The sequence below is a fragment of the Actinokineospora sp. NPDC004072 genome, from assembly GCF_053604195.1.
Map to the genome: position 1 here is coordinate 155,908 of NZ_JBSGHB010000011.1, position 15,914 is coordinate 171,821.

The window sequence follows — 15,914 nt, forward strand, 5'->3', positions numbered from 1 at the left end:
GTTAACCAGGATTGCTCGCACTCCGCGCCCCCGCCCGGTGAACACCTGCTTGACGAACCGCTGGTATCCGATGTCAGGCGCGTGTGCCCCGCTCCCCTGCGCAATCTGGCAGCGCTTCCTGCGGGGTGTGGGGTTGGGTGTCGTCAGTCCTGCCCCGTTGCGCGAGCGACCGCCTCCGCCACCCCCTTCCCGTCGGGCAGCACAGCCGCGAGGTAGCCGTCCGGGCGGACGACCGCCACCCCCTCCGGCCCCAGCCCGAGCGCCTCCAGGGCCGCTGGCGCCAACTCCAGGCTCGGGATGCCGTGCTGCGCGGCATCCGGTCCGGTCAGGAGGGTTAATCGCGGGGACAGGGCTGGACGCAGGCGGCGGCCGTCGGCGAGGGGAAGGTCCGGGCAGAGGACACCGGGGACGGGTGGCCGCGGAACGCCTGGGGCCGTGGGGAAGGGATCGGCGGCGGAGCCGGTAGGGGCAGTGGAGTCGGCGTGAGCTGCGGAGTCGGCATCGGCGGCGGAGCCGGTGAAGGCGACATCAGCGGTGGAACCGGTACCGACCACGGAGCCGGTAGGGGCGGTCGAGCCAGCAGGGGCGGTGGAGGTGGTTGGCGGAGCAGCGGGCGATCGGGAGGTCATCGCTGGCTGGTCGACGGCGAGCCCGACCTCGGGCCGCTGCTGTCGGCGGCCCGCGCGGTCGCCCGGCACCTGCGGCCGGGGACGCTGGTCGTGCTGGAGTCCACCAGCAGGTGGGGCAGCGAGTGTTGTCGGGCGGGGTTGGGGTGGGGTGGTGAGTGGGGAATCGAGGTACCAGTAGGGCTCGGCGAGGCGGCCGGAGTTGATGTGGGGGCGGAGGGTGGGGTCGTGGAGGCTGCGGGTGAGGGTGGTGTGGCGGTGGGCGTGCTCTTCGGGGGTGGCGGGGACCAGGAAGCGCATGGTTTCGGCGGTGACGCGGAGGTTCTCGGCGGCGGCCGCGCCGCGTTCGAGGTCGTAGGTGGGCAGGAGGTGGGGGCCGCCCCAGGATTGGCGGGTGGCGGCGATCTTCCAGGCGGCGTTCTCGGCGTCGGCGATGCCGGAGTTCATGCCGCGGGCGCCGAAGGGGCTCATGACGTGGGCGGCGTCGCCTGCGATGAGGACGCGGCCGACGGCCATGTGGGGCACGCGGCGTTGGTGGAAGCGGTAGACGGAGGCCCAGACGATCTCGTAGTCGACGTCGCCGACGATGTGGCGGACGCGGCGGTCGAGGCCGCCGGTGGCGCGGTCGGCGTCGAGGTCGAAGTCCGTGGGGACCTGCCAGTCGATCCGCCACACCGAGTCCGGCTGCGGGTGCAGGAGGACCTGGCGGCCGGGGTTCCACTCCGGGTCGAAGTAGAAGCGGCGCTCGGGGGCGGTGTCGAGGTCGGCGCGGATGTCGGTGATGAGGAACTTGTCGTCGTAGGAGGTGCCCTCGAAGGGCAGGCCGAGCAGGCCGCGGACCGTGGAGTGGACGCCGTCGGCGGCAATGCAGTGCGTCCCCCGGAAAACGCCGCGTTCGGTGGTGATGGTGACGCCCTCGTCGTCCTGGGTGAGACCGGTGACCGGATGACTCATGCGCAGGTCGATCAGCGGCTCCGCGTCGACCAGCTCGGCGAGTATCCGCTCGACGACGGTCTGCGGGGTGTTGACGAACGCCGGAAACCGGTCCGGCGGCGTCTGCGGCAGTTCGAGGTGGACGACCTCGTGCTCCCGGTAGTAGATCCGCCCCGAGTACCACGTCACCCCAGCCCGCACGACCGGCCACCCCGCCCCCACCCGATCGAGGACGTCGAGGATGTCCCCCTGCACGCAGATCGACCGACTCCCCACCGCAGACCGACTGCGCGCCGCCTCCAGCAGCACCGACGGCACCCCGTGCCGCGCCAGATAAAGCGCAGCCACCATCCCAACCGGACCCGCACCCGCAACAAGAACCGGCTCAGTCACGCTCCACCTCCCAACCCCACTCCCGCTTCACCACGGGAGCAGTCGACTCGGACCTCGCCAGCAAAGAGGACAGTCTCTTGTGGACCAAAGTGGCGTTGGCAGTCGCCAGAGAACAGCACAATCGGGCTTGGCGGCCCGGGGTGGGGGGGAAGGAGCTGGAGCAGCGCCCGCCCGCTGGGCTGGCGGGTGCAGCCTGCGGCCGGGGTGTTGGGTAGAGCAGCCGGGCTGCAGGACCGGGCGCTCGGGGAGCGGGCGGGGCGATTGGGCGGGTGCGCAGGGCAGTGGGGTGAGGTGGGCGATTGGGGTGCGACGGCTCGAGGCGGCTGGGGCGCAGGCACAGCGGCAGAAGTGGGAGCCGAGGCGGTTGAGGTGCAGGACGGGGCGGGCAGAGCGGAAGCCGAAGCGACCGACGCACAGGATGGTGCGGGTGGAGAGGTGGGCGGGGTCGTCGAGGTGGTGGGTGGGTGGAGGGGGCGGGCAGGGTGGTTGCCGTGTTGGGCAGGGTGGTTGTGGGGTCGGGCGGGGAGGTTGCAGTGGGGGGCGGGGTGGCTGCGGTGTGGCGCGGGCTGGCTGCGGTGTGGCGCGGGCTGGTTGCAGTGGGGCGCGGAGTGGTTGCGGCGTGGGGCGGGCTGGTTGCAGTGGGGCGCGGAGTGGTTGCGACGTGGGGCGGGCTGGTTGCAGTGGGGCGCGGAGTGGTTGCGACGTGGGGCGGGGTGACTGCGGTGTGGGGTGGGCAGATGGGGGCGCGGGGTGGTTGCGGGGTTGGGCGGGGTGGTTGCGGGGTTGGGTGGGGTGGTTGCGGGGTTGGGTGGGGTGGTGAGGGCGCGGGGTGGGGGTCATGATTCGGCTCGGAGGGTTGACCAGACTTCTCGGTCTCGGGTGGCGGTCCAGATGTGGGGCCAGTCGGTGCCGGAGAGTTCGTCCCAGAGGCGTTGGACGTTGAAGGGGAGGCAGTGCTCGAAGATGGGCCAGTGGCCGTAGCGGGGGGATAGGGCGGCGTGGGCTGCCTGGAAGGCGGCGGCTGGGGTGCCGCCGGTGCGGTGGACCTCGCCGACTGTGCGGCGCAGTTCGTTGAGGAAGTGCCTGCTTTGGGCGATTGCGTCGGCGACGGCGGGGGCTCCGGTGACGACCGGGCCGCGGCCGCCGATCAGGGTGGTCGCGCCGAAGGACGCCACGGTGTCCAAAGTGGTCGTCGCCCATTCCGCGTGGAAGGCGTCGCCGGTGTAGAGGGCGGCGGCGGACTCCACCAGGTCGCCCGCGAAGAGGATGCCGCGGTCGGGCAGCCAGGCGACGATGTCGCCCGCGGTGTGGCCGCGGCCGCAGTGGGCCAGCACCAAATCGCCCCGGTCGCCGCCGAGCGGGATGACCATGCGGTCGGTGAAGGTCAGCGTCGGCCTGGTCAGGCCGGGGATCGATGACGGCTCCTCGAACAGCCGGGGCATCCGGCCCAGCTCGCTGGCCCAGTCCGCCTCGCCGCGCTCCTCGATCAGCGCCCGGGTCGCGGTGTGGGTGACCACCTCGGCGGCGTCGAACGCGCTGGCCCCCAGCACGCGCACGGCGTGGTAGTGGGTCAGCACCAGGTGGCGGACCGGCTTGGCCGTGCGCTGCCGCAGCACGTCCAGCCAGCGCCGGGCCGCCACCGGGGTGGCCCTGGCCTCGACGCAGACCAGGAAGTCCTCACCCTCGATGGCGCCGACGTTCGGGTCGCCCTCGGCGGTCAGCGCGTACACGCCGCCGCCGAGGTCGACGAAGGTCTCCTCCTTGCGGCTGAGGTCGCCGCTGGATGCGAAGTGGGTCACAGGTCCACCGTGCCGGCTGCGGCCCGGCACCCGCCAGGGCCGCTCCCCCGCCTGTGGACAACTCGGCGGACGCGCTGGTCAGCGCCCGTTGACCTCCACCACGGGCAGCCGCAGCGCCGCCGGGGCCGAGGGCGGCACCGCCGGGTTGGCCGGGGCGACCGGCTGGATCCTGCGGTACTCCGCGCCCTGCGGGGGCCGGGGATCGGCCTCGCCCTTGTTCGGCCAGAGCGAGAACGCCCGCTCGGCCTGCGCGGTGATCGTCAGCGACGGGTTCACGCCCAGGTTCGCGCTGATCGCGGCCCCGTCCACCACCGAGATGCCCGGGTACCCGTACACCCGGTGGTACGGGTCGATCACGCCCTCCGCGGGTGAGGAGCCGATCGGGCAGCCGCCGAGGAAGTGCGCCGTCATGGGGATGTTGAAGATCTCCCCCCAGGTCCCGCCCGCGGTCCCGCCGATGTGCTTGGCCGTCAGCTCGTTGGCCGTCTGACCAGCGGGGATGTACGTCGGGTTCGGCACGCCGTGCCCCTGCCGGGACGTGTACTTGCGCCGCCCGAACAGCCCGCGCTTCAGGTAGGTCGTGATGGAGTTGTCCAGGCACTGCATCACCAGCAGGATCACCGTGCGCTCGCTCCACCGGTATCCCTGAAGCAGCGCCAGCGTCTTCAGGGGGTGCCGCACCATGAACCGCAGCGCCTGGAGAATCCGCGGCACCCGGGAGCCGCCGTCGGTGGCGATCGTCTGCAGCAGGCTCATCGCGTTGCTGCCCTTGCCGTAGCGCACCGGCTCGATGTGGGTGTTCTCGTCGGGGTGGATGGACGAGGTGATCGCCACCCCGGTCGAGTAGTCCCGCGCCGGGTCGACCATCGTCCGCGCCGCGCCGATGATCGACTCGGAGTTCGTCCTGGTCAGCTCGCCGAGCCGGGGCGAGAGCGCGGGCAGCGCGCCGGAGTCCTTCATGCGGTGCAGCAGGTTCTGCGTGCCCCAGGTGCCCGCCGCGATCACGACCTGCGTCGCGGTGATCCGCCGACGCAGCCGCTTGCGCCCGGTCCGGTGCGCCAGGATCTCGAAGCCCCCGTCCACCGGCCGCACGTCGGTGACCGTGGTCAACGGGATGACCTCGGCCCCCTTCTTCTCCGCCAGGTACAGGTAGTTCTTGACCAGCGTGTTCTTCGCCCCCACCCGGCAGCCGGTCATGCACGAGCCGCACTCGGTGCAGCCGGTGCGGGCCGGGCCCTCACCGCCGAAGTACGGGTCGGCGACCGGCGCGCCGGGCTTGTCGAACAGCACCCCGACCGGCGTCGGGTGGTAGGTGTCGGCGATGCCCATGTCCGCGGCGACCTTGAGCATGACCTCGTCGGACGGGGTCGTCGACGGGTTGGTCACCACGCCCAGCATCCGCGACGCCTGGTCGTAGTGCGGGGCGAGCTCGGCCTCCCAGTCGGTGATGTGCGCCCACTGCTTGTCCGCGTAGAAGCCCTTCAGCGGCCGGTAGAGCGTGTTCGCGTACACCAGCGACCCACCGCCGACACCCGCGCCCGCGAGCACGACGACGTCCTTGAGCAGGTGGATGCGCTGGATGCCGAAGCAGCCCAGCGCGGGCGCCCACAGGTACTTCCGCAGCTCCCAGGACGTCTTGGCGAACTCGTCGTCGGCGAAGCGCCTGCCCGCCTCGACGACCGCGACCCGGTAGCCCTTCTCGGTCAGCCGCAGCGCGGCGACGCTGCCGCCGAAGCCCGAGCCGACCACCACGACGTCGTAGTCCGCCTTGTTACCGGCGAGTTCGGTTGCCATGCGCCTGAGGTTAAGCGCCCGCCCCGCCCGGAGCTAGGCCCAACGGGGGAGTTTCCCGAACTTTGAGTAACAGGTTCTTATCCGCGGACCGTCAGGCCGACCTTCTGGAACTCCTTGACGTCGCTGTAGCCCGTCTTCGCCATCGCCCTGCGCAGCGCGCCGAACAGGTTGACCAGGCCGTCCGGGTCGGTCGACGGCCCGAACAGCAGCGTGCGCAGGTCCACCTCGACGTCGTCGGCCACCGGCAGCACCCGGCTGCGCGGCAGCGACGGGTGCGCCGCCGAGGTCGTCCAGTACAGGCCCTGCCCCGGCGCCTCGCCTGCGACGGCCAGCGGCGCGCCCAACATGACCGCGTCCGCCCCGCAGGCGATCGACTTGGCGATGTCGCCGCTGGTGTGCACCCCGCCGTCGGCGATGACGTGCACGTAGCGCCCGCCGGTCTCGTCCAGGTAGTCCCGCCGGGCCGCGGCGGCGTCGACGATCGCGGTGGCCATCGGCACCCCGATGCCCAGCGAGGCGTCCGTCGTGGTCACCCCGGCGCAGTGCCCGTAGCCGACGATCACGCCCGCCGCGCCCGTGCGCATCAGGTGCATGGCCGTGCGGTAGTCGTGCACGCCGCCCGCGATCACCGGGACGTCGAGGTCGGCGATGAACTGCTTGAGGTTCAGCGGCTCGGCGTCGGCCTCGCGGGCCACGTGCTCGGCGGAGATGATCGTGCCCTGCACGACCAGCACCTCCACGCCCGCGGCCAGCAGGTCGGGGGTGAGCTCGGCGGCGTGCTGCGGGCTGACCCGCACGGCCACCGTGACCCCGGACTCGCGGACCTGCTTGATCGCCTCGGTGAGCAGGTCGACCCGCAGCGGCGCGGCGTGCGCCTCCTGCAGCATCCGCACCAGCTCCATCGGCTCAGCGCCGTCCTCGGCGGCCGTGGCCAGCCGGAACAGCACCTCCTCTGGGTCGGTGTGGCGGGCCCACAGGCCTTCGGCGTTGAGCACGCCGAGGCCGCCGAGCTCGCCGACGGCCACCGCCGTCCGCGGCGAGACGATCGCGTCGCTGGGGTGGGTGATCAGCGGGATGTCGAAGCGGTAGGCGTCGATCTGCCACGCCGTGGAGACGTCCTTCGACGAGCGCGTCCGCCGGGACGGGACGATCTCGATTTCGTCCAGGCCGAAGGCGCGCCGGGCCGTTCGGCCCATGCCGATGTCGACGAGATCCCGCACTGCGATTGTTCCTCTCGGGGAAGGGCCGTCAGCGAGTCGTGTAGTTCGGCGCTTCGACGGTCATGGTGATGTCGTGCGGGTGGCTCTCCTTGAGCCCGGCCGAGGTGATCCGCATCAGCTGCGCCTGCTGCAGCTCGGCGATGGTCCGCGACCCGGTGAAGCCCATGCCCGCGCGCAGGCCGCCCACCAGCTGGAACACCACCTGCGACAGCGGGCCGCGGTAGGGCACCCGGCCCTCGATGCCCTCGGGCACCAGCTTGTCGTCGGCGAGCACGTCGTCCTGGGCGTAGCGGTCGCGCGCGTAGGACTTGGCCATCCCGCGCGAGCGCATCGCGCCGAGGGAGCCCATGCCGCGGTAGCCCTTGAACTGCTTGCCGTTGACCAGCACGACGTCGCCGGGCGCCTCCTCGGTGCCCGCGAGCAGGCTGCCGAGCATGACGGTGCTGGCGCCCGCGGCGATGGCCTTGGCGATGTCGCCGGAGTACTGGATGCCGCCGTCGCCGATCACCGGCACGTTGGCGGCCAGGCACGCCTGGGCGGCCTCGTAGATCGCGGTGATCTGCGGGACGCCGACGCCCGCGACCACGCGCGTGGTGCAGATGGAGCCCGGGCCGACGCCGACCTTCACCCCGTCGGCGCCCGCGTCGACCATCGCCTGCGCGCCCGCGCGGGTGGCGACGTTGCCGCCGACGACGTCCACGGCGTCGCCGACCTCGCGCTTGAGCTTGGCCACGATGTCGAGCACGTCGCGGGCGTGGCCGTGCGCGGTGTCCACCACCACGACGTCCACCCCGGCGTCGACCAGCGTCATGGCGCGCTGCCAGCCCTGGTCGCCGACGCCGATGCCCGCGCCGCAGATCAGCCTGCCGTCGGGGTCCTTGGTGGCGTTGGGGAACTGCTCGGTCTTGACGAAGTCCTTGACGGTGATCAGCCCGCGCAGCCGCCCGTCGCCGTCGACGATCGGCAGCTTCTCCACCTTGTGCCTGCGCAGCAGGCCCAGCGCGGCCTCGGCCGACACCCCGACCTGGGCGGTGATCAGCGGGCCCTTGGTCATCACCTCGCTGACCGGGCGCGAGTGGTCGACCTCGAAGCGCATGTCGCGGTTGGTGATGATGCCCACGAGCTTGCCGTCGGCGTCGGTGACCGGGAGGCCGGAGATGCGGTAGCGCGCGCACATGCGGTCCACGTCGGCCAGCGTGTCCTCCGGCGAGCAGGTCACCGGGTCGGTCACCATGCCCGCCTCGGAGCGCTTGACCGTCTCGGCCTGGCGCGCCTGCTCCTCGATGGACAGGTTGCGCTGCAGGATGCCGATGCCGCCCTGGCGGGCCATCGCGATGGCCATGCGCGCCTCGGTGACGGTGTCCATCGCGGCCGAGGCGAGGGGGATGCGCAGGGTCACGTTGCGCGAGAACCGCGTCGAGGTGTCGACAGTGCTCGGGATCACATCCGACTGGGCGGGCTGCAGCAGCACGTCGTCGAAGGTGAGGCCCAGCTGGGCGAACTTGAACGGGACACCGTCGGCGTTGAGCTCGCTGGTCATGGGGGGTGGGCGACCTTCCTGCGGGGTGTGGCGGCGGGACGTCGAGGTCACGCGGGTGGCACGTTCCCCCATCGTATCTGGGACCGCGGCGGGGCAGCCGGTAGCGTGCGTGGACGTGGCCCATGACGCAGTTCCCCCGAACCCGTTCGACGACGGCCCGTGGGACCGCCCGGCCGGGCGGGGCCACGGCGGCGCGCTCCCGCCGGACCCCTTCGCAGGCGACCCGGACGACCCCGCGCGCGCCCTCGACGAGCCGGACCCGGTCGACGACGAGCCGATGAGCGCCGCCGAGCGCGCCGAGCTGCTGGGCGACCTGTCGGACCTCGCGGTGTACCAGGCGCTGCTGGAGCCGCGCGGGGTGCGCGGCATCGTGGTGGACTGCGGGGACTGCCAGGAGCCGCACTACCACGACTGGGCGCTGCTGGCGGCCAGCCTGGAGCAGCTGCTGCACGACGGCCGGATGCGCCCGCACGAGCCCGCCTACGACCCGGACCCGGCGTCCTACGTGAGCTGGGAGTACTGCCGCGGCTACGCCGACGGGGTCACCGCGAGCGAGAACGCGCGCTAGAGCTGGGGCAGGGGCGCTAGGGCGCGGTCGACTCGCTGCCCGCGGGGGCCGAGCCCGTGCCCGAGCTGCCGTTGCCCGCGTCGCCCGGGTCGCCCTTGGGCTCGCCCGAAGTGGCCGAGGTGGTGGACGTCGGCTGGTCGGTGGTCGTGGTCGGCGGGCTGCTCGGCGAGGTCGTGGTCGGCTGCGTCGTCGGCGCGGTGGTGCTGCTGGGCGTGCTGGGGTCCGAGGACTGCGGCGTGGTGGTCGGGGCCGCGGTGGTCGGGTTGGCCGACGGCGGCGGGAGCACGCCGTCCGCGGGGGCGCCGGGCAGCTGCGACTCCAGGTCGGCGTGCTGGGCGGCCAGCTCCTCGCGGCCTTCCTCGTCGGCGACGGAGGACAGGGTCGCGCCCGCCTCCATGAGCTTGGTGCGCGCCTCGGTCAGGTCGCCCTTGGCCAGCGCGGTCTGCGCGCCCGCGAGGTCCTCCCGCACGGCGGCGGCGGCCTCGACGGAGCGGGCGTGGTCGGAGTAGAGGACCTGGGTCAGGCCCCAGAGCGTGTCGCCGGGCTGGGCGTTGCGGGCGGCCAGGCCCGCGCCGGTGATGGCGATGGCGAAGACGGCTGCCGCTGCCGCGACGGGCACCAGCAGCCTGGGTCTGCGCTGCTTGCGGGTCCGCGCGGCGTGGACGACGGTGTGCGCGGCCAGCCGCGGGTCGACCAGCTCGCCGATGGGCTCGGAGTCGACGTCGTCGCGCCAGGAGGTCAGCAGCAGGGCCAGCTCGGCATCGGCCAGGTCGTCGGTGTCGGCCGGGGGGCCGTCGCCGCGCAGGGAGGCGCCCAAGGCGTCGAGGAAGGCGTCGTCCGCGTGCACCCTGGCGAAGTCGATGAGCTCGCCGTCGGCCTCGAGGTCGTCGAGGACGTGCAGGTCGTCAAAGGGATCACGGCCGTCGTCGAAGCCCCTGTCGGACACCGTCAGACCACCTCCTCCGCGGACAGCGTCTTGCGCAACCTTGCCAGGGCCCGGTGCTGGGCCACCCGCACCGCCCCCGGCGTCGAGCCCACCGCCTCGGCGGTCTCCTCCGCCGACAGGCCCACGACCACGCGCAGCACAACGATCTCACGCTGCTTGTCCGGCAAGATCTGCAGGAGGTCCTCCATGCGCCTGCTGAGCTCCACCTGCATGGCGATCTGCTCGGGCCCGGCGTCGGTCTCGGCCTCGTCGGGCACCTCGGCGACCGGCTCGGAGCGGTTGCGCTTGGCGGCGCGGTGCGCGTCGGCGACCTTGTGCGCGGCGATGCCGTAGACGAAGGCGAGGAAGGGGCGTCCCTGGTCGCGGTACCCCGGCAAGGCCGTCAACACCGCGAGACACACCTCCTGGGCCACGTCGTCCGCCGAGGCGAACGAGCGTTCCTGCCTGCCCACCCGGGCCCGGCAATAGCGCACGACCAGGGGGCGGACCGAGGCGAGCACGTGCTCGACCGCGCGAGGGTCGCCCTCGACGGCGGCACCTACCCAGGTGTCCAGTCCGTCCCCCGTTGTGGTCATCGCAGAATGCAGCCCTGGCGTTACGAAGGTGGCCAACTCGAAGACACCGCACGTGCGTGTCGCTCGACTGTCGCCGCCCACCGTACCGGTCTTTCGCGGGTTGCCGGGAGGACAGCTGTGATGGCGGGCGGAGCGACACGCGGGTGTGGCGTGACTAGCGACACACCCTATCGCCCTGCTTGCCGTCCGCAAGTTTCGGGTTGCGGAAACTGCCGGTGACAAGACGACGAGCCGTGGGCGCCCGCTCCCACCCGGGCACCCACGGCTCGCCGCCGACGCGGTGGTCAGGAGACCAGGCCGCGCCGGAAGCCGTGGGCGACCGCTTGGGCGCGGTCGCGGACGCCGAGCTTGCGGAAGAGCCTGCGCGCGTGCGTCTTGACCGTGTCCTCCGACAGGTACAGCTCGCGGCCGATCTGCCCGTTGCTCTTGCCCTGGCTCATCCCGCGCAGGACCTGCAGCTCGCGGTCGGTGAGCTGGACCCCGGGGTCGCTGGGCTGGCGGGGCGCGGGGACCGACGTGCTGGCCAGCGTGTGCGCCAGCGCGGCGACGAGCTCGGGCCTGCTCGCGTCCCACCGCAGGTAGCCGCGGGCCCCGCCCGCGATCGCCGCGGCGATGCTGCCCGCGTCGTCCGGCGCGCCGAAGACGATGACGTTGGCCTGCGGATTGGCCGAGACGAGCCTGCGCGTCGCCTCCACCCCGGTCGGCACGGCGCGCTGGGTCCCAACCAGAACGACGTCCACCGGCTGACGGGAGAAACGGGCGAGCAACTCGTCACCGTGCGCTACGCAGTCGATGCGACTGACCCCTGGTACCGCGGACATGACGCGGGTCAAGCCCTCCCGGACGCTGCGTCGGTCGTCGCAGATCAAGACCGTCGTCACGGGGACTCCTTCCTGCAGCCGAGTGACGTTCCATTTCCCCTATCGGACGCTGCGCGCCGAACCTTGACCCGATCCGGTGGTAAATCTGTCAACAAAGATGCCGATCGGCGGGCAGGCCCGGGTCACCTGTTCGGAGCAGACGAGAAGAGCCAGGTGGGGACCCAGGGGGACGCCTCGGCGCAGGCTCGGGCGATCGGGTCGGAGTGTCGTAGCACACAGCGCAACGTAACGGACGCTTGTTCCTTACGGTCGGTATGTCCGAGTTGGGTGAGGACCAGGGCGGCGGGCCAGACGAGCGGCCGGAGCCCGTGGCGAACGGCGATCTGCAAGTTGCGGATCAGCAGTTCCTCCGCCTCGTCCCGCTCCCCGGCCGCCGCGAGCGCGGCGGCGAGCACGACGGCGCTCTTGACCCCGTGCCGGACGGACGGGAAGCCGATGGCGAGCGCTTCCCTGGCGGGTGCGATCGCCCCGGCCGCGTTCCCCGCGGCCAGCTCGATCTCGGCCCGCAGCCAGCACCGCCGGACCAGCGCCCGCGGGCCGACGGCCCCGGTGTCCCGGCCGACCAGCCTGCGCGCCTCCTCGACCCGGCCGAGCCCGACGGCATCGGCGGCCAGGCCGAGGAGGACGTCGGAGGCGGCGTCGGGGGCATCGGCGCCTGCGATGCGGTTGAGGCCGTAGGCGTCGAGCGGGCGGGCGGCGGCGTGGCCGCCCAGCTGGCGGAGGTGGGAGGCGCGGGTGGCGGCGGCCAGGGCGGCGAGGACGGGGTGGGGTGAGCGGATGAGCGGTTCCAGGTGGGCGGCAGCGGCCGCGTAGAAGCCCCGCGCCCCGAGGACGACACCCGCGAGCCAGGCGTCCGGACTGCCTTCCCCGACCACCGGAACGGGCGAATCGGGCGCGGTCCCGAAGGCGGCCGCCCGCAGGTGTTCATCGAAGGTGAAAGGAACATCGCTCACCTGGACGAGTCTGCCCCGGCGGGGCGGCGCGCTAGGAGCCGCAGCGGTCCTGGCGGCTGCCGACGACGAAGGACTCGATGTGGTCGACCGCGCAGGCCAGGTCGTCGAGGCGGTCGACGCGGGCGGGCAGGTCGATGCCGTGCCAGCCGGGTCCGCAGGCGAACAGGTGCACCCGCTGCCGGGTGCGCGGCAGGTGCACCAGGGTCGTGGCGTCGGCGTGCGCGGGGACCTGGGCGTAGAGGGCGACCGCGGCCGGGGCCGTGCGGCGCACGGCGGCGATCAGCGCGGGCAGCGGGACCGCGGAGCCGAGCATCCGGGTGCCGATGCCGCGGCGGGCCAGGGCGGCCCGCAGCACGTACAGCGGCAGGCTGTGCAGTTCGTCGGGGGTGCAGCCCAGCAGCACCGGGCGCGGGTTGCGCGGGGCGGTGACCAGCGGCGTCGCCCTGATCATGGCGGCCATCGCGCACTCGGTGACCAGGTGCTCGACCTCCACGCAGTCCGCCGCGTACAGCGAGCGGCCGCCGATGGCCGCCAGCACGGGCCGGATGACGTCGTCCCAGACCGCGGCCACCCCGTCGGCCTCGATCGCGTCGACCAGCATCCGCTGCACCGACACCTCGTCCATCGCCATCGCCGCCCGGCCGAGGCCGCGGGCCGGGCGGGCCGCGCCGGGCATGAGCAGCTGGCGCCCGCCCGGGCGCTGGCGCGCGGCCGGGATCGACGGGGCCGGGCGGTCGGCGGCGGTGCGCAGGGCGTACTCGGCGGCCTCGGCGGGGGATGCGCCTTGCAGGAGGGCGCGCTGCATCAGCTCAAGGCGGCGCACGTCAGCGGGGGCGTACCGGCGGTGGCGGCCGGTGGTGTGGTCGGTCGGCCCGACGCCGTAGCGGCGGTCCCAGGTGCGCAGGGTTGCGGGCGCGATGCCGAGCCTGCGGGCGACCGCGGCCACGGTGAGCCGGGGTTCATCGCCACCGCCCGCATCGGATTCGGTCACCACGACAACATCGTCGGGTGACACGGGTTGGGCGGCAACCCGGGCCTGGCGATGACGCTGCGTCGTCCGGGTGATGCCGATCGGCTGAATCGGGCAACAAAAGAGTCGATCTCCCTTGAACAAGCATTGGCGCGCTTCTAGCGTGTAATCCACTGCACCAAATGGAGTATTGACTCTCCAGCCGAACGTCCTACCTACGTGGAGGCGGCCACCATGGCGGACACTCGCAGGCTTCCCGGCCCCAACGCCGATGTGTGGGACTGGCAGCTCGAAGGTTCATGCCGAGGCATGGACAGCGCGTTCTTCTTCCACCCCGACGGCGAGCGCGGGCCTGCCCGGGCCCGGCGCGAGGCCAAGGCCAAGGCGATCTGCCAGTCGTGCCCGGTGCTGTCGCTGTGCCGCAAGCACGCGCTGGCCGTCCACGAGCCCTACGGCATCTGGGGCGGCCTCTCCGAATCCGAGCGGGAGGCCATCATCAAGGCCGAGAAGCGCTCGCTGGCCGTGGCGAAGTAGACCGAGGGCCTGTCCACACCGGACAGGCCCTCGCTCGTCGCACCGGTCAGTGGCCGTGGCCGTGACCATGCCCGTGGCCGTGTCCGGCGGCGGGCTCGTCTTCCTTCTTCTCCACCACGGCGCTCTCCGTGGTGAGCACCATGCGGGCGATCGACGCGGCGTTGGCGACCGCGGAGCGGGTCACCTTGACCGGGTCGATGACGCCGTCGGCGAGCAGGTCGCCGTAGGCCAGCTTGGCGGCGTTGAAGCCCTGGCCCCAGGGCAGCTCGCGCACCTTGCTCACCACGACCGCACCCTCCTGGCCGCCGTTGATGGCGATCCAGGTCAGCGGGGCCGCCAGGGCCTCGCGGACGATGGCCACGCCGGTGGCCTCGTCGCCGGTCAGCCCCAGGTCGCCCTCGAGCTCGGCGGCCACGTGCACCAGGGCGGACCCGCCGCCGGGCACGATGCCCTCCTCGACGGCGGCCTTGGTGGCCGCGACCGCGTCCTCGATGCGGTGCTTGCGCTCGGACAGCTCGGTCTCGGTGGCCGCGCCGACCTTGACCACGGCGATGCCGCCGGAGAGCTTGGCGAGGCGCTCCTGCAGCTTCTCCCGGTCCCAGTCGGAGTCGGTGGCCTCGATCTCCTTGCGGATCTGCTCGGCCCGACCGGCGACGGCCTCCTTGGTGCCACCGCCGTCGACGATGACCGTGTCGTCCTTGCCGACGACGACGCGGCGGGCGGTGCCCAGCACGTCGAGGCCCGACTCCGACAGCTTCACGCCGATCTCGGCGGAGACCACCTGGCCGCCGGTGACCACGGCGAGGTCGTCCAGGAACGCCTTGCGGCGGTCGCCGAAGTACGGCGCCTTGACCGCGACGGCCTTGATCGTCTTGCGCAGGGCGTTGACCACCAGGGTGGACAGCGCCTCGCCCTCGACGTCCTCGGCCACGATCAGCACGGGCTTGCCCGCCTGGGCGATCTTCTCCAGGATCGGCAGCAGGTCGGCCAGCGCGGAGATCTTCTCCCGGTGCAGCAGGACGTAGGCGTCCTCCAGCACGGCCTCCTGGGCCTCCGGGTCGGTGACGAAGTGCGCCGAGACGAAGCCCTTGTCGAACTGCACGCCCTCGGTGACGACCAGCTCGGTGGCCAGCGTGGAGGACTCCTCCACGGTGATCACGCCGTCCTCGCCGACCTTCTCGATGGCCTCGCCGAGCAGCGCGCCGATCGAGGCGTCGCGGGAGGCGACGGTGCCGACCTGGGCGATGTTGTCGCGGCCCTTGACCGGGGTGGCCTTGGCCTTGAGCGCCTCGACCACGGCGTCGGCCGCGGCCTGGATGCCCCGGCCGAGCGCGGTCGGGTTGGCGCCGGCGGCGACGTTGCGCAGGCCGACGCGCACCAGCGCCTGGGCCAGCACGGTCGCAGTCGTGGTGCCGTCACCGGCGACGTCGTTGGTCTTGGTGGCCACGTTCTTGGCCAGCTGGGCGCCCAGGTTCTCGTACGGGTCTTCCAGCTCGATCTCGCGCGCGATGGTCACGCCGTCGTTGGTGACGGTGGGGCCGCCGAACTTCTTGGCCAGGACCACGTGCCGACCGCGTGGGCCCAGCGTGACCTTGACGGCGTCGGCGAGCTTGTTGACACCGCGCTCCAGGGCCCGACGAGCGTCCTCGTCGAAAGAAATCTGCTTGGGCATGGGATTCCCTCTTCACAAGCCGAAGCGCCCCGGTCCCCGGTGTGACACAGGGGAGCCCGGGGCGCTCGATCGGCTGGGTCCTAGTTGATGACGGCCAGCACGTCGCGGGCGGAGAGGATCAGGTACTCCTCGCCGTTGTACTTGACCTCGGTGCCGCCGTACTTGGAGTAGATCACGACGTCGCCGACCTGGACGTCCACCGGAACCCGGTTGCCCTTGTCGTCGATGCGGCCGGGGCCCACCGCCAGGACCTTGCCCTCCTGGGGCTTCTCCTTGGCGGTGTCCGGGATCACCAGGCCGGAGGCCGTCGTGGCCTCGGCCTCGCTCGCCTGGACGACGATCTTGTCCTCGAGCGGCTTGATGTTGACGCTCACCGCTGTGACCTCCACGGGTCGTCTTGAAAGCGTTGGCAGGTAGTCAACGGCTCCTGCCACCCCGCCGTCGCGGGTGCCGGGGCGGTGTCCGGTGCCGTGCACTGGCACTCTACCCAGGCGACTGCTAACCCTGCAA

General features: G+C 72.5%; 14 protein-coding genes. 2 read left to right on the top strand and 12 right to left on the bottom strand.

Annotation, left to right across the window (positions count from 1 at the left end; translation table 11 throughout):
* Positions 1 to 143: 143 nt before the first annotated feature.
* The 5 genes from ACWEPX_RS18810 to guaB form a co-directional block, all read right to left on the bottom strand.
* Positions 144 to 1,952, bottom strand: a complete 1,809-nt coding sequence (locus tag ACWEPX_RS18810; protein WP_451898477.1) for an FAD-dependent monooxygenase — start codon at positions 1,950 to 1,952, stop codon at positions 144 to 146.
* An 836-nt stretch (positions 1,953 to 2,788) separates the two neighbouring features.
* Entirely contained in the window at positions 2,789 to 3,751 is a 963-nt protein-coding gene (locus ACWEPX_RS18815) for an MBL fold metallo-hydrolase (protein ID WP_451898478.1), read from the bottom strand.
* Between the two features lie 78 nt (positions 3,752 to 3,829).
* On the bottom strand, positions 3,830 to 5,545 hold the full coding sequence (locus ACWEPX_RS18820; protein WP_451898479.1) for an FAD-dependent oxidoreductase: 1,716 nt from the start codon (positions 5,543 to 5,545) through the stop codon (positions 3,830 to 3,832).
* A 77-nt stretch (positions 5,546 to 5,622) separates the two neighbouring features.
* Positions 5,623 to 6,765 (bottom strand): GuaB3 family IMP dehydrogenase-related protein, encoded by a 1,143-nt coding sequence (locus ACWEPX_RS18825; protein ID WP_451898480.1) that lies wholly within the window; start codon positions 6,763 to 6,765, stop codon positions 5,623 to 5,625.
* A gap of 28 nt (positions 6,766 to 6,793) precedes the next feature.
* Positions 6,794 to 8,305: an IMP dehydrogenase gene (gene guaB / locus ACWEPX_RS18830; protein ID WP_451898481.1), complete on the bottom strand. Its 1,512-nt coding sequence runs from the start codon at positions 8,303 to 8,305 to the stop codon at positions 6,794 to 6,796.
* 115 nt (positions 8,306 to 8,420) lie between these two features.
* Here guaB and ACWEPX_RS18835 point away from each other — a divergent pair, with 115 nt between their 5' ends.
* Positions 8,421 to 8,873: a DUF5319 domain-containing protein gene (locus tag ACWEPX_RS18835; protein WP_451898482.1), complete on the top strand. Its 453-nt coding sequence runs from the start codon at positions 8,421 to 8,423 to the stop codon at positions 8,871 to 8,873.
* A gap of 16 nt (positions 8,874 to 8,889) precedes the next feature.
* On the opposite strand, the gene ACWEPX_RS18840 is transcribed toward ACWEPX_RS18835, so the two are convergent.
* The 5 genes from ACWEPX_RS18840 to ACWEPX_RS18860 all read right to left on the bottom strand — a co-directional run bounded on the left by ACWEPX_RS18840 (position 8,890) and on the right by ACWEPX_RS18860 (position 13,219).
* A complete protein-coding gene (locus ACWEPX_RS18840) occupies positions 8,890 to 9,819 on the bottom strand; it encodes an anti-sigma-D factor RsdA (protein ID WP_451898483.1) in 930 nt (309 codons plus the stop codon).
* 2 nt (positions 9,820 to 9,821) lie between these two features.
* A complete protein-coding gene (locus ACWEPX_RS18845; RefSeq protein ID WP_451898484.1) occupies positions 9,822 to 10,394 on the bottom strand; it encodes a sigma-70 family RNA polymerase sigma factor in 573 nt (190 codons plus the stop codon).
* Positions 10,395 to 10,678: 284 nt separating this feature from the next.
* A complete protein-coding gene (locus ACWEPX_RS18850) occupies positions 10,679 to 11,275 on the bottom strand; it encodes a response regulator transcription factor (RefSeq protein WP_018682728.1) in 597 nt (198 codons plus the stop codon).
* A 122-nt stretch (positions 11,276 to 11,397) separates the two neighbouring features.
* The gene (locus tag ACWEPX_RS18855) at positions 11,398 to 12,228 is read right to left on the bottom strand and encodes a hypothetical protein (RefSeq protein ID WP_451898485.1); all 831 of its coding nucleotides are present in this window, start codon (positions 12,226 to 12,228) and stop codon (positions 11,398 to 11,400) included.
* Between the two features lie 31 nt (positions 12,229 to 12,259).
* Entirely contained in the window at positions 12,260 to 13,219 is a 960-nt protein-coding gene (locus ACWEPX_RS18860) for a MerR family transcriptional regulator (RefSeq protein ID WP_451898486.1), read from the bottom strand.
* Positions 13,220 to 13,432: 213 nt separating this feature from the next.
* Between ACWEPX_RS18860 and ACWEPX_RS18865 the strand changes: the two genes are divergently transcribed.
* On the top strand, positions 13,433 to 13,732 hold the full coding sequence (locus ACWEPX_RS18865; RefSeq protein ID WP_451898487.1) for a WhiB family transcriptional regulator: 300 nt from the start codon (positions 13,433 to 13,435) through the stop codon (positions 13,730 to 13,732).
* A gap of 46 nt (positions 13,733 to 13,778) precedes the next feature.
* On the opposite strand, the gene groL is transcribed toward ACWEPX_RS18865, so the two are convergent.
* Positions 13,779 to 15,404, bottom strand: coding sequence for a chaperonin GroEL (gene groL, locus ACWEPX_RS18870; protein WP_451898488.1), 1,626 nt, complete (start codon positions 15,402 to 15,404; stop codon positions 13,779 to 13,781).
* 80 nt (positions 15,405 to 15,484) lie between these two features.
* Positions 15,485 to 15,778 carry a co-chaperone GroES gene (groES, locus tag ACWEPX_RS18875; protein WP_189209554.1) on the bottom strand — a complete coding sequence of 98 codons (294 nt, stop codon included), beginning with the start codon at positions 15,776 to 15,778 and terminating at the stop codon, positions 15,485 to 15,487.
* Positions 15,779 to 15,914: the final 136 nt, after the last annotated feature.